The sequence below is a fragment of the Cupriavidus sp. 01L415 genome, from assembly GCF_056400065.1.
This window is the reverse complement of sequence record NZ_JBFTSP010000002.1, coordinates 538,150-550,567: the sequence shown is the minus strand read 5'-3', so window position 1 is coordinate 550,567 and position 12,418 is coordinate 538,150. Positions and strand designations below refer to the sequence as shown.

Here is a 12,418-nt window from a genome sequence, read left to right as displayed (position 1 = left end):
GGTTCAATCACCACCGGCTGATGGAACCCCTTGGCTATATCCCGCCCGCCGAAGCTGAGGCAAACTACTATCAGCAGCTTCAAATGCCTGCCGCTGAAACGCTATTAACTTAAACCAACCAGCCTCCACGGTACCCGGGGCGGTTCAGTGACGATGAGTCCGAAATACCAGGTCGTGGAGGTCACGATCGACGCCAAGGGGCTGGACGAAGATCAACGCAAGGCATTGCAGGACGATCTCGTGAAGGCCGTGAATGAGGCCATCCAGACGGCGGTGCTGGCGGCCGCGAGCGCCTTCGGCGCACTGCCGCCACCAACCGAACTCGATGCGATCAAGGCAGCGTTGAAGAAAGAGGTCGACAAGAGCGGCTGCTGACGCCGCCCTCAGTTCGTCGCGCCGCGGGACAGGCCCGATTAGCCTGTGGAGAGGTAGCGCAGTCAGGTTCCTCTGTGAAGCAGGAACCCACTGAAGCGACTATGCATGCGAATTCTCATGGATAGCGCCGTAGGAATCCCCTGTCTTTAACCCCGCTGATCCTGGATATCTTTGAGCGTCGCGACGGCCGAAAACCGATCGATTGTGGGCTTGACCTTGACCGGCATGGTAAAGCGCCGCCCTCCGCCGAGGTCGAATTCCATGACTCCGGGGGAGCGGGTTGGTGAATCCGATCTCGAAGGACGAGCCCTCATACCAGTCGCGTGCTCGAACGCCTGCGCGGCCTCCGTCTGGAGAAGACATGTATGTTCATCATGAAGGGGAGCAATTCGCATGTCCATGCGTGCCGCCGTACGATTTTTGGCGTTGTACGCGTTACGCGAACATGCGTATTTTGCCGTGGTCGGTGCACCCGAATCAAAGTGTGCTTCAAGCCATTTTAACTACGTACTGCGCGTACATGGCAAGAGTGCGGCAGGGTCAAATCCGCCAGCCTCTGCGGAGGTCGCAGCGTAACCTTATTTACGACTCGGAACGTAGAAGTAAGACTTGCAGTTAGGGCACTTGGCTGGTTCTTCGCCATCTTTTTCCGGCAGCGGCTTAAGGGCGTGCGTCTCGCCCTTGTCCAGAAAACACACCGGGCATGTGTATCCGCTGTGGGGCCCAAGAGATTTCCAATGCTGCTCAAAACGCTCTATTTGCTCCACCGGGCGCCCTTCTTCGCGGAGGGATGCAACGAGCACCTCGTACAGGCCAGCATTCCGCATGACAGTCTCCCATCGTTTCGGGAATCCTAGCATGCTGACCAACCACCGCTACCAAGGCGACTGCCGCGCCGTGATGCTACAGCTCTCCGGCCATCAGGCGATCGAGGTGCCGCTGGCCGTCAGCGAACGCCTCCTTCTCGTCAGCGAACGGCATATGGCTTACCTGCCGTACGCCGTGGACCTCCCGCGCGCCTTCAGCATCGATAGGAGCATGGGTCACCTCCCAATTCCAGCCGCCGCCGAAAGCGTAGGTGTGCAGTTCGAAAATGGTGTGGTGCGTCTTCCTGATCTCTTGCATCGCGATCCCCCTGTTGGTTGCGATGCAGTAACTGTATTCCTTCCCCCCACGACCTATGCGTACCAAAGAACGCCCCATCCTCTTCAGCGGCGCCATGGTGCGCGCCATCCTCGACGGACGGAAGACGCAGACGCGGCGCGTTGTGAAGCCGCAATTCGAGCGCGAGCCGGTAGATGTTGTCGATGGCGTGCCCAGCTGGGACGCGCCCACCAACTACGATGGCCTTCGGCTCAGATGAGCTTTGCTACCAGGCAGACGGTCGCGACCAATTCATCGAGAAATGGAGGCCGAGTATCCACATGCCGCGTTGGGCCTGCCGCCTCGAACTGGAGATCACCGGCGTGCGCGTCGAGCTGTTGAACGACTGCAGCGAGGGGGATGCGATCGCCGAGGGCATAGCGCCGGCACTGGACGGCTGGACCGATTACAGCAACCCGAGCTGCCAGATGTGCCTGAACCCGGTGGATTCCTACCGCACGCTGTGGAACCACATCAACGGCGCCGGCGCGTGGGAGGCGAACCCGTGGGGGTGGGCGGTGGAGTTCCGGAGGGTTCAGCGTTGATCCTCAATCCACGCTTTCGCCCATGCGATGCCTGCCGCGACGGCAAATTCGAATGTTGCATAGGAGCCCAGAGGCTCAGACGCCTCCAGAACGAGATGGTCCTTTTGCACCGTGCCAAAAGCTTCGAACGAACCATCAGCCAGTTGCTTCGCAAAGCCACGAACTGTGTAGTCCTTGTAGCTCTCAATGCCCATGGTAGCCCCCTGTTTCGGAGGATCGTAGCATGCTGACCAACCACTGGTACCAAGGCGACAGCCGCGCGGTGATGCGCGACCTGATCGCGGCCGGAGGCGCTGGCGCGCGTACGTGCCGGAGACGGCGAGTTGGTCGGTGAAGGAATCGAAACGACTTGGGGTAGCCGCATGAGGCTACAAGCCGGTCTTGGTGTTCTCGACGCAAGCCTTTGCGTATGCAATTGCTTCAGTCATCGCCTCTTCCGCGCTATTGAACGTGGCTTTGATCTTATGTCGCAAGCCTGGAACAAGCTCGTTTGCGTGGTCGATTCTTCGCTCGAACAATACCGACGCCTCCCAGACCCCGGATTTCGACTTCCAGACCGTGCAGTGGCAGTAGTACTCCCCTTCTTCGATCCAGGCATGGCTCGACATGGCGACCTCCCATCGTGTCCAGGAATCCTAGCATGACGAAAGAACACCCCATCCTCTTCAGCGGCGCCATAGTGCGCCCATGTGGGAGTGGGCTTCACGTGTTTCGCGGGTCAGGGACAGCGCGCATCAATTTGCTGCCTGGCCCAATCAGTTGCGTGCTGCCACGCCTCGCCTTCGCTGAAGAATTGGCCAGGAACAGGGTGGTGATCAAAAACTTTAAGTGGCGCCCCATCTGCCGCTTTTGTGCAGATGGTCGCCTCTCCTTGCCACGGGCCTGCCACACCAAGAGACGTTGCGGACGCCTCATACCAGTGGTCTCGGTAGTACGTGAAACCTTGGAGATCCATCGCTCTCTCCTACTGTTCCAGAGGATCCTAGCATGAAGCACCTGACCACTCAGACCCTCGACGGCGAGGCAGGCTGCCTCCTCTCCGACTGCGAGCAGTACCGGTACCGCCTGTGGCGCCAGTGGGATCGCTCGCTGCCGTCGCTTGGCTTCATCATGCTGAACCCGTCGACCGCCGATCACCAGGTGAACGACCCGACGATCACGCGGTGCCGGCAGCGTGCGCTGGCCAGCGGGAAGTTCGGAGGACTGGAGGTGGCAAACCTGTTCCCTCTTCAATCGACGGACCCGGACGATCTGCTGACGCACCCGGCGCCGCTGGGCGACCGTGCGGACCGGAACGACGGCGCCATCATGGACGCGATTGATCGGTGCTCAATGGTCATCTGCGTGTGGGGCGCACACAAGGCGGCAACGGCCCGCGCGGCAGAGGTGCTGGCAATCATCCACATGGGCGGCCGCGCCGCTCTGCTCCACCACCTCGGCCTGAACAAGGACGGCAGTCCAAAGCACCCCTTATACATTTTCGCGAGCACACGGCCGCAACGATTCAACGCATGACCGAAGCAGCTGCACGCATCATCGAAACATCTACGAAGCACTGGGAGCTCTGTATGGCAATCCTGACAAACGAAGAACTCAAAGACATCACCGGCGGCCTGGTGCAAGGTGCGACGCGGCGCCGCTGGATCCGCAAGCAGTTAGGTTTTGAGCCGCCGATGAAAATTGACGGCCACCCAATGATCACGTGGGAGCAGGTCAACCGCGGCAAGGTGGGCGCCTCGACCAAGTCCAGCACCGCCCCCCGCAGGAGCGTCACGACGAAAACGCCCCGAAAGAAGCGTAATCCAATGCAGCCATTGCGATAAGTCTTCTTATCGTAATGCGCCGACACCCAACACAAACTCGCCCACGCGGATTCCGCTCCCTCTGCCTCCGTCGCCCCCACAAGGACGCCAAGCCGTCCCCGCGACCCACGAATCCGGCCAGATCTAACCCGGCCAACGCCGTTGCACCGCGCCGCCCGCGGCTGGCGCAGCAAAGGGGTCAACCACCCTCGCCTCGCCAAAATAGATTTAGATACAAAGCCGCGTCATCGGGCCCGCGTCGCCTGTCGTTACTGTCGGCATCGGGGCAAAAAGCCTGCCCCTGTCGCCTGAATTCTTAAGAGAGTCTTAACGTATGAAGAAAATCCTGGCGCTCGGCCTGCTCACTGGTCTCACTGCCCTGGCTTCAGCCAGCGCGCAGGCCCACGTGGATATCGGCATCGGCTTCGGTGTGCCGATGGTCGCCGCCCCGCCCGTCTACGCGCCCGCGCCGGTGTACGCACCGGCCCCCGTGGTGGTACAGCAGCAGCCTGTTGTCGTCGCCCCCGGCTACTACGAGGACTGGCGCGCCCGCGAATGGCGCGAGCGTCGGTGGCGGGAGCGGGAATGGCGTGAGCGCGAATGGCGCGAGCGTCGTCGCGAATGGCGTCGCTGGCACGAGGACGATTGACCCCGGCGGGCTGGCGTTGCCCGCCCTCCTGCCCTACTCGACCTTGACCCCGGCTTTCTTGACCAGCGATGCGTAGCGGGTGGCCTCGCTGCGGAAGAAGCTGGCCGCGGCCTCCGGGGTGCCGGGATTGACGATGGTGCCTTGCTTCTTCATGGCCTCCTGCACCTCGGGCGAGGTGAAGGCTTTGGCAAACGCGTCATGGATGCGCGAAACCTCCGCGGGCTTCATGCCGGCGGGCCCGACCACGGCAAACCAGCCTTCGACGCTGTAGTTCGGCAAGCCCTGTTCGGCGATGGTCGGAATCTCGGGCGCAATCGGCGACCGCGCGGCACTGCCGACGCCGATGGCTCGCAGCGTGCCGGCCTTGAGGTGCGGCTGGACGGCATTCAGCGCCACCACGCCCATTTCCACCTGCCCGGCGAGCAGGTCCGTGATCATCGGGCCGGTGCCTTTGTAGGGCACGTGGCGCGCCCTGACGCCTGCCTGATCCAGGAACATCTCCGCCGCCAGGTGGATGATGGTGCCGTTGCCCGACGATGCGTAGTTGAAGGCGTCCGGCCTGGCCTTCATCAGCGCGACCAGTTCCTGCACGTTCTTTGCCGGCACCTTGGGATTGACCACCAGTACCAGCGGCGTCGCGCCGATCACGCTGATCGGCGTCACGTCCTTGATCGGATCGAACGGCATGGACTTGAACACGCTCGGATTGATCACGTGATTGTTCGACACCAGGCCCAGCGTGGAGCCGTCAGGCGATGCCTTGACCACCGCGGCCGCGCCGGTAATGCCGCCAGCTCCCGGCAGGTTTTCGATCACCACCGGCTGGCCAAAGGCCTTGCCCAGCGCGGGGCCTGCCGCGCGGGCAATGGCGTCGACGCCGGAACCCGCGCTGATCGGCAGGATCAACCGCACCGGCTTGCCCGATCCGGGCTGGGCCATGGCGTGCGGTACGTGCATCGTCGACAGCGCGACGACCGCGACCGCCGCCACGCCGCTCAGCAGGAATGCGAGCCGGCGCCATATGGCGGGTACAGCGGGGCGAGGGAATGCCTTTTTCATGGTTGTCTCCGGATCTTTCTATTTATGGTGACTGCTGCCGCGGCGGGGTAGCCCCGCCGTCGGGTCCATCAGGCCTTGTTCAGGCGCGCGAGAATTTCCTCGGTGTGTTCGCCCGCCCTGGGCAGCGGGCTGCGCACGCCGGGCCGGCGTCCGCCCATCAGCAGCGGCAGTAGCACCGTCGGCGCGATCGAGCCATCGTCCACCTGCATATCCACCAGCCCACCGCTGGCCTTGAGGTGCGGATCGTCCAGCAACTGGTCCGGGCGCACGATCGGCGCGTAGGGAATGCCGGCCGCTTCCAGCTTCGGCGCCAGCGCTTCCGTGCGATGGTGCTTAAGGATATCGCCCAGCCGCTCCAGCAGTTCCGGACGCACCGCCACGCGCAGGGCGTTATTGGCGTAGCGCGGATCGGCCAGCAGGTCCGGCCGTTCGAGCACATTGCACAGCGTGGTGAACTGCTTGTCGCTGACCGCGCCAATAAATAGCTGCTCGCCGTCGGCCAGCGTGAAGACGTCATAGACGCTCCATGCCGACACGCGCGACGGCATCGGCGGGGGCGGCTCGCCGGTCATCGCAAACTGCTGCATGTGCTGGGAGGACAGGAACACGCAGTTCTCGAACAGCGCGCTCTGGATCTCCTGACCGCGTCCCGTGCGGTCACGTTCGCGCAGCGCGGCCAGCACGCCGATGGCGCCGAACATGCCGCCCATGATGTCGTTGACGGACGTGCCCGCCCGCAGCGGCCGCCCCTGTGGGCCCGTCATGTACGACAGGCCGCCCATCATCTGCACGACTTCATCCAGCGCCAGACGGTTTTCGTAGGGACCGGGCAGGAAGCCCTTGTGGGAGACGTAGATCAGGTGTGGATACTTCTGTGACAGCGTGGCGTAGTCCAGGCCCAGCTTCTCCATCAAGCCGGGGCGGAAGTTCTCCAGCAAGATATCGCTCTGGCCGGCCAGCTCGGCAGCCGCCGCGCGGCCTTCCTCCGTAGTGATGTCCAGCACCACGCTCTTCTTGTTGCGATTGAACGCGCGAAAGAAGCCGATGCCCAGCCCGGGCAGGTTGCGTGTCTTGTCGCCCCCGGGCGGTTCGATCTTGATGACTTCGGCGCCCAGGTCGGCCAGGATCATGCCGCAGGTGGGGCCCATGACCATATGCGTGAACTCGACCACGCGGATGCCGGACAGCGGCAGAGATGGATTGTCGTTTGACATGTGAATTCTCAGGCTGGTTTTTAGGCTGCTGCGCGAGCCGCCTGGCTCGGAAATGTCTTGGGAACGCCCGCGCGCCACAGCGTGCCGTGCAGGGTTTCGCCCGCGAGCCAGGTGGCTACGCGTTCGCGCAAGTCCAGCAGGCGGCCGATGTCCACGCCGGTATCGATACCCATGCTGCCCAGCAAGTAAGCCAGGTCCTCCGTGGCCACGTTGCCGCTGGCACCGGGCGCATGCGGGCAGCCGCCGATACCGGCCAGGCAGGCATCGAAACGCGTGACGCCCGACTCCAGCGCCGCATAGACATTGGCCAGCCCCAGGCCGCGCGTGTCGTGGAAGTGACCGCACCAGAAGCGATCGCCGGCGATGTCGATGGCCCGCGCGAAGAGATCGCGCACCATGCCGGGATCGGCGTATCCCACGGTATCCGCCAGGCTGACGCGGTCCGCGCCGGCGTCCAGCAGCGCCTGCATCAGGCGCAGCACTTCATCGGGCGCCACGCGTCCCTGGATCGTGCAGCCGAAAGCCGTACCCACGCCGCCTTCGATCAGCGTCTTCGATCCGGCGGCATCGCGCGCCGCGCGGATGCGGGCGACCTCGGCCACCACCTCATCGGGCGACTTGCGCAAGTTGGCCAGGCTGTGCGCGTGGCTGGCGGACAGCGGCACGATCATGAGATCCGCGCCGCCGGCGATGGCGTTCTCGGCACCACGCAGGTTGGGCACCAGCACCGAGGCAAACAGCCCCGGCAGGTCGCGGGCGAATTCCAGCAGCTCGGCGGTATCGGCCAGTTGTGGCAGCAGGCGGGCGGGCACAAACGAGCCGACTTCCAGCTCGCGCAGGCCGGCGGCATACGCGTCGCGGATCCACGCCTTCTTATGTTCGGTCGGCAGGATGGTCTGGATGCTCTGCAGGCCATCGCGCAGGCCAACTTCGCGAATCACGGCATGGCGGGGAAAGGTTGCGGTCATGGGGATCGGGGAGTCTCGGGGCCTCTCATACGGAGGCGATGAGGCCACTCTATGAGTTTCTGATCCAAAGCAACAGCGGTGTTTCGGACACGCTAACGTTCCGGATGGGAATGTCTTGGCAAGGCACCCGGGATTTCCCGAATGCCTGATGACGGCCCTATTCGCGCAAGTAAAATTCCATTCCGGAATACCACAGCGCCCACCCTAGATCGCCATGAGAGACCTCGACCTCACTACGCTCCGCCTGTTCGTCGCCGTGTGCGAAACCCAGAACATGGCCCGTGCCGGCGAACAGGAGCACATCGTGGCGTCTGCCATCAGCAAGCGGCTGGCGCAGCTAGAAGACACGGTGGGCGCGACGTTGCTGGAGCGCCGGCGGCGCGGCGTGATTCCAACGGCAGCCGGGGAAATCGTGCTGGCCCACGCCCGCGCCATGCTGGCCGCCGCGGATCGCGTCACGCGGGACATGGCCGACTATGGCGCCGGCGTGCGCGGGCAGGTACGCCTGCTGGCCACGGTCTCGTCGATGGCCGAGTCGCTGCCGGACGACATCGCCAGCTTCCTGCAGATACCGGAGCACCATGATATCCGCGTCACCGTGGAGGAAAGCCTGAGCACGGAGGTCGTGCGCTCCCTGCGCGAAGGCGCGGCCCCGCTCGGCATCTGCTGGGACGCCGCGGATCTGGAGGGTTTCGACACACGGCCCTATCGCACGGACCGCCTGGCGGCGATCGTCCACGACTCGCACCCGCTGGCCCAGGCCGACACCTGCACCTTCGCCGATACGCTCGACTTCGATCACGTCGGCATGCCGGCCCAGACCGCCGTGCAGACCATGCTGACCCGCTATGCCGCGATTCTCCGGCGCCGGCTGACGTTTCGGGCCGTGGTGTCGACGTTCGACGCGGCCTTGCGCTGCGTGCGGGCGAACCTGGGCATCGCCGTCCTGCCAGCGGAAATCGCCGAGCCGGTGGCGGGCGCCTTCGGCGTGCGCATCATTCCCCTGAGCGACGAGTGGGCGCGTCGCCGGTTTGCCATCTGCTTCCGCAATATCGAACTGCTCTCGCCGGCCGCCCGGCTGCTGGTGGACTACCTGGAGCACACGGCCGCCGCGCACGCATCGCAGTCGAGGTCAGCCGGCTGACCATCTCCCGGCCCGCCCGCCTCCACGCGTTTACCCTAGGTTTTCATATAACCAGAAAAGGGTAAGGTGTGGCCCTATGCAGACCCGGCCCATTACCCTGACCGAGCACGTGATCCAGCAATTGCGCGCGGAAATTGCCAACGGCATCTATCCCGTCGGCGCGCGGCTGCCGACCGGCAAGCAGCTGGCCGAACGCTTTGGCGTCAGCACGTCCGTGATCCGCGAGGTGACGGAACACCTGCGGTCTCAGGGGATGATCGAAAGCCGCCAGGGCCTTGGCAGCACGGTGCGGTCGCGTGTCAGCGACGCAGGATTCCGACTGTCCGGCAGCGTGGGGGCCGATGCGACCGATCTGGCCGAGATCTACGAACTTCGGCTGGATCTGGAGGGCGCCGCCGCCGCAATGGCCGCGCAACGCCGCAACGACCAGGACATCGCGCGCCTCGGCGCGTTGCTCGACGCCCTCGCCGCCCAGTTGCATGACGCCGATCACGGCGTGGAGCCCGATATCCAGTTCCATATCGCCATCGCCACGGCCACGCACAACAAGTACTACCTGCAACTGCTGCAATACCTGAACCTGCAGCTCCACCACGCCGTGCGGACCGCCCGCCTGAATTCGCGCAGGCAGCCCGGCCTGCCGGAGCAGGTGCACGGCGAGCACGTTGCGATCTTCGACGCCATCCGTCTCGGCAATGCCGAACAGGCCCGCCTGGCCGCAGCCGCACACCTGCGCAATGCCGCGGCACGGCTCGGCCTGCCGCTGCGCCCGATCCGCTAACCCCCTTTTCCAGCAAGGCATGACATGTCCGACGCCCACTTTCTCCAACGACTGACCGAAACGCTCGGCCCCGATGTGGTGACGACCGCGCCCGACGATGTCGCGCCGTGGGTCTCGGACTGGCGCGGGCTCTACACAGGCCGCGCGCAGGCGGTGATTCGTCCGCGCACCACGGCACAGGTCTCGCAGGCGCTGGCGCTCTGCCAGCAGGCCGGCGTGCCGGTGGTCCCGCGCGGCGGCAATACGGGCCTGTGCGGCGGCGCCGCGCCGGACAACAACGCCGCCAACGTCGTGCTGAGCCTTGACCGCATGGACAAGATCCGTTCCATCGACACCATTGCCAATACGATGGTCGTCGAGGCCGGCTGCATCCTCGGCAACCTCCGCCGCGCGGCCGGGGACGCCGACCGGCTGTTTCCGCTGTCGCTGGCCGCCGAGGACTCCTGCCAGATCGGTGGCAACCTGGCGACCAATGCGGGCGGCGTTAACGTCGTCCGCTACGGCATGACGCGCGAACTCGTGCTCGGCGTGGAAGCCGTGCTGCCGAACGGCGAGATCTTTCACGGCCTGCGCACGCTGCGCAAGGACAACACCGGCTATGACCTCAAGCAGTTGCTGATCGGGTCGGAAGGCACGCTTGGCGTGATTACCGCCGCCGCGCTGCGCCTGCTGCCGCGTGCGGATTCCCGCGCCGTGGTGCTGGCCGCTGTCGATTCGCCGGATCAGGCGCTCAAGCTGTTCTCGCTGCTGTTCGCGCAATGCGGTCCCCGGCTGCAGGCGTTCGAGTTCCTTACCGGCGCCTGCCTGGACCTGGTGTTGAAGCATGCCGAGGGCGTCCAGGCCCCGTTCCCGGACCGCCATCCGGCGTATGTGCTGGTCGAGATCGCCGATACGGCCTCCGAGGACCTCCTGAACTCGTTGCTGGAAGCCGTCATCGGCGATGCGCTGGAATGCGGGTTGTGCCAGGACGCGGCCGTGTCCGCGTCGCTGGCCCAGCTGCAAAGCCTGTGGCGCCTGCGCGAGGAAATCTCCGAATCGCAGCGCGCCGACGGCCTGCACCTGAAGCACGACGTCTCGCTACCGATCGAGGCCATTCCGGCGTTCATGGCGTCGATGGAAGCGCGGCTGCTGGCGCGCCACCCCGGCATCCGCCCGTTCATCTTCGGGCATTTCGGCGACGGCAACCTGCACTACAACCTGTCGCGGCCGGCGGGCGCCGACCCGAAATGGGCGCTCAACGAAGGCAAGGCCGTGAGCGAAGAAGTCCTGGAGGAAGTGGCCCGCTATGACGGCAGCATCAGCGCCGAACATGGCATCGGCCAGCTCAAGCGCGAGTCCTTCCTGGCGCTCAAGGACCCGCTGGAATTGCGGCTGATGCGGGCCATCAAGCAGGTGTTCGATCCGTCCGGCATCATGAATCCGGGCAAGCTGCTCTGATGGGCCGGGGTGCCACAGGCGTGCACAGCACACGGCGCTATACTGTGGGCCCCTTTCCGCACCCTCACCGCATCGAGGCGGTCCGAAAAAATTGGCTGATCAAGACCTGAGCAGGCTGAAAATCGACCGCAGCGCCATGGCCCCCGCGCCACGCCAGCGCCGCCGTTGGGTTCGCTACGCGATCATCGCGCTGGTTATCCTCGCCGTGATTGGCATCGGCGCCCGGCTGGCCGGACCGCAGGCCGTGGAAACCGCCACCGTCACGTCGGCGTACCCATCCCAGAACTACACGCTCCTCAATGCCACGGGCTATGTGGTGCCGCAGCGCAAGGCCGCCGTCTCCTCCAAGGCACAGGGCCGGCTGGAATGGCTCGGCGTGCTGGAGGGTTCGCGCGTGAAGAAGGACGAGATCATCGCCCGGATCGAGAGCCGCGATGTCGCGGCCTCGCTGGCGCAGGCCACCGCGCAGGTGCGCGTGGCACAGGCCAACCTGCAGCTCCAGCAGGCCGAGCTGCGCGATGCGGAAGTCAACCTGCGCCGCTCGGAAATCCTGCTGGTGCCCAAGGCCATCTCCACCCAGCAGTACGACGCGGACCTGGCCCGCTACAACAAGGCCCGCGCGTCGATCAACAACTCGCAGGCCGCCATCACTTCGGCACAGGCCAATGCCCAGGCCGCGCAAGTCGCCGTGGACCAGACCGTGATCCGCTCGCCCTTTGACGGCGTGGTGCTGATCAAGCATGCCAACGTCGGGGACAACATCACGCCGTTTTCCGCCGCGTCCGACACCAAGGGCGCCGTCGTGACGATCGCCGACATGGATACGCTGGAGGTGGAGGCCGACGTCGCCGAATCCAACATCGCCAAGATCACCGCGGACCAGCCGGCCGAGATCCTGCTGGACGCCCTGCCCGACCTGCGCCTGGCCGGCCGCGTGTCCCGCATCGTGCCGACGGTGGACCGGTCCAAGGCTACCGTGCTGGTCAAGGTGCGCTTTGTCGACCGTGACCCGCGCGTGCTGCCGGACATGAGCGCGAAGATCGCGTTCCTGTCGAAACCCGTGCCGCCCGAGGACAGGAAGCCGCTGGTGGCGGTGCAACCCGCCGCCGTGGTCGAACGCGACGGCAAGAAGGTGGTCTTCGTCATCCGGGACGGCAAGGCGCAGCAGGTGCCGGTCACCACCGGCGCACGGATCGGCGAACTGGTGGCCGTCCAGGGCGTGAAGCCCGGCGACACGCTCGTGCTGGCGCCGGGCGACAAGCTCGCCGACGGCAGCAAGGTCACCGTGGCGAAGAAATAAC

Annotated in this window: 14 protein-coding genes and 1 pseudogene; 9 read left to right on the top strand and 6 right to left on the bottom strand. The window is 65.0% G+C overall.

All coding sequences use genetic code 11. From position 1 onward, the window contains the following. Window positions 1-144: 144 nt before the first annotated feature. Window positions 145-375 (top strand): annotated as a pseudogene (locus AC1DOX_RS07785) (YbaB/EbfC family nucleoid-associated protein); the annotation flags it as partial. A 903-nt stretch (window positions 376-1,278) separates the two neighbouring features. On the opposite strand, the gene AC1DOX_RS07780 reads toward AC1DOX_RS07785, so the two are convergent. After that, window positions 1,279-1,596, bottom strand: a complete 318-nt coding sequence (locus AC1DOX_RS07780; RefSeq protein ID WP_441614263.1) for a hypothetical protein — start codon at window positions 1,594-1,596, stop codon at window positions 1,279-1,281. 203 nt (window positions 1,597-1,799) lie between these two features. Here AC1DOX_RS07780 and AC1DOX_RS07775 point away from each other — a divergent pair, with 203 nt between their 5' ends. Beyond that, on the top strand, window positions 1,800-2,063 hold the full coding sequence (locus tag AC1DOX_RS07775; protein ID WP_441614265.1) for a hypothetical protein: 264 nt from the start codon (window positions 1,800-1,802) through the stop codon (window positions 2,061-2,063). On the opposite strand, the gene AC1DOX_RS07770 is transcribed toward AC1DOX_RS07775, so the two are convergent. Continuing rightward, window positions 2,054-2,257 (bottom strand): hypothetical protein, encoded by a 204-nt coding sequence (locus tag AC1DOX_RS07770; RefSeq protein WP_441614267.1) that lies wholly within the window; start codon window positions 2,255-2,257, stop codon window positions 2,054-2,056. The two genes, AC1DOX_RS07775 and AC1DOX_RS07770, sit on opposite strands and share 10 nt — an antisense overlap. A gap of 174 nt (window positions 2,258-2,431) precedes the next feature. Then, entirely contained in the window at window positions 2,432-2,671 is a 240-nt protein-coding gene (locus AC1DOX_RS07765; protein ID WP_441614269.1) for a YbjQ family protein, read from the bottom strand. A 379-nt stretch (window positions 2,672-3,050) separates the two neighbouring features. Here AC1DOX_RS07765 and AC1DOX_RS07760 point away from each other — a divergent pair, with 379 nt between their 5' ends. From AC1DOX_RS07760 to AC1DOX_RS07750, 3 genes are all read left to right on the top strand, one after another. Beyond that, on the top strand, window positions 3,051-3,578 hold the full coding sequence (locus AC1DOX_RS07760) for a DUF1643 domain-containing protein (protein ID WP_441614271.1): 528 nt from the start codon (window positions 3,051-3,053) through the stop codon (window positions 3,576-3,578). Next, a complete protein-coding gene (locus tag AC1DOX_RS07755; protein ID WP_441614273.1) occupies window positions 3,575-3,886 on the top strand; it encodes a hypothetical protein in 312 nt (103 codons plus the stop codon). The genes AC1DOX_RS07760 and AC1DOX_RS07755 overlap by 4 nt, the downstream gene beginning before the upstream one ends. Before the next feature lie 313 nt (window positions 3,887-4,199). After that, window positions 4,200-4,514, top strand: coding sequence for a hypothetical protein (locus AC1DOX_RS07750; RefSeq protein ID WP_092133660.1), 315 nt, complete (start codon window positions 4,200-4,202; stop codon window positions 4,512-4,514). Between the two features lie 33 nt (window positions 4,515-4,547). On the opposite strand, the gene AC1DOX_RS07745 is transcribed toward AC1DOX_RS07750, so the two are convergent. From AC1DOX_RS07745 to AC1DOX_RS07735, 3 genes are all read right to left on the bottom strand, one after another. Beyond that, entirely contained in the window at window positions 4,548-5,573 is a 1,026-nt protein-coding gene (locus tag AC1DOX_RS07745; protein ID WP_441614275.1) for a tripartite tricarboxylate transporter substrate binding protein, read from the bottom strand. A gap of 68 nt (window positions 5,574-5,641) precedes the next feature. Beyond that, complete coding sequence (locus AC1DOX_RS07740; protein WP_441614277.1) at window positions 5,642-6,787, bottom strand: CaiB/BaiF CoA transferase family protein; 1,146 nt, start codon at window positions 6,785-6,787, stop codon at window positions 5,642-5,644. Between the two features lie 20 nt (window positions 6,788-6,807). After that, window positions 6,808-7,755 (bottom strand): hydroxymethylglutaryl-CoA lyase, encoded by a 948-nt coding sequence (locus tag AC1DOX_RS07735; RefSeq protein ID WP_441614279.1) that lies wholly within the window; start codon window positions 7,753-7,755, stop codon window positions 6,808-6,810. A gap of 214 nt (window positions 7,756-7,969) precedes the next feature. Between AC1DOX_RS07735 and AC1DOX_RS07730 the strand changes: the two genes are divergently transcribed. From AC1DOX_RS07730 to AC1DOX_RS07715, 4 genes are all read left to right on the top strand, one after another. Beyond that, window positions 7,970-8,899, top strand: coding sequence for a LysR family transcriptional regulator (locus AC1DOX_RS07730; RefSeq protein ID WP_441614281.1), 930 nt, complete (start codon window positions 7,970-7,972; stop codon window positions 8,897-8,899). A 76-nt stretch (window positions 8,900-8,975) separates the two neighbouring features. After that, entirely contained in the window at window positions 8,976-9,680 is a 705-nt protein-coding gene (locus AC1DOX_RS07725; RefSeq protein ID WP_441614283.1) for a FadR/GntR family transcriptional regulator, read from the top strand. Window positions 9,681-9,704: 24 nt separating this feature from the next. After that, window positions 9,705-11,117, top strand: coding sequence for an FAD-binding oxidoreductase (locus AC1DOX_RS07720; RefSeq protein WP_441614285.1), 1,413 nt, complete (start codon window positions 9,705-9,707; stop codon window positions 11,115-11,117). A 91-nt stretch (window positions 11,118-11,208) separates the two neighbouring features. Beyond that, a complete protein-coding gene (locus tag AC1DOX_RS07715) occupies window positions 11,209-12,417 on the top strand; it encodes an efflux RND transporter periplasmic adaptor subunit (RefSeq protein WP_441614287.1) in 1,209 nt (402 codons plus the stop codon). Window position 12,418 lies beyond the last annotated feature (1 nt).

Coding starts and splice junctions, on each gene's coding strand:
- AC1DOX_RS07780 (WP_441614263.1), bottom strand. CDS start 1,596: ATGGCGCCGCTGAAGAGGATGGGGCGTTCTTTGGTACGCATAGGTCGT.
- AC1DOX_RS07775 (WP_441614265.1), top strand. CDS start 1,800: ATGCCGCGTTGGGCCTGCCGCCTCGAACTGGAGATCACCGGCGTGCGC.
- AC1DOX_RS07770 (WP_441614267.1), bottom strand. CDS start 2,257: ATGGGCATTGAGAGCTACAAGGACTACACAGTTCGTGGCTTTGCGAAG.
- AC1DOX_RS07765 (WP_441614269.1), bottom strand. CDS start 2,671: ATGTCGAGCCATGCCTGGATCGAAGAAGGGGAGTACTACTGCCACTGC.
- AC1DOX_RS07760 (WP_441614271.1), top strand. CDS start 3,051: ATGAAGCACCTGACCACTCAGACCCTCGACGGCGAGGCAGGCTGCCTC.
- AC1DOX_RS07755 (WP_441614273.1), top strand. CDS start 3,575: ATGACCGAAGCAGCTGCACGCATCATCGAAACATCTACGAAGCACTGG.
- AC1DOX_RS07750 (WP_092133660.1), top strand. CDS start 4,200: ATGAAGAAAATCCTGGCGCTCGGCCTGCTCACTGGTCTCACTGCCCTG.
- AC1DOX_RS07745 (WP_441614275.1), bottom strand. CDS start 5,573: ATGAAAAAGGCATTCCCTCGCCCCGCTGTACCCGCCATATGGCGCCGG.
- AC1DOX_RS07740 (WP_441614277.1), bottom strand. CDS start 6,787: ATGTCAAACGACAATCCATCTCTGCCGCTGTCCGGCATCCGCGTGGTC.
- AC1DOX_RS07735 (WP_441614279.1), bottom strand. CDS start 7,755: ATGACCGCAACCTTTCCCCGCCATGCCGTGATTCGCGAAGTTGGCCTG.
- AC1DOX_RS07730 (WP_441614281.1), top strand. CDS start 7,970: ATGAGAGACCTCGACCTCACTACGCTCCGCCTGTTCGTCGCCGTGTGC.
- AC1DOX_RS07725 (WP_441614283.1), top strand. CDS start 8,976: ATGCAGACCCGGCCCATTACCCTGACCGAGCACGTGATCCAGCAATTG.
- AC1DOX_RS07720 (WP_441614285.1), top strand. CDS start 9,705: ATGTCCGACGCCCACTTTCTCCAACGACTGACCGAAACGCTCGGCCCC.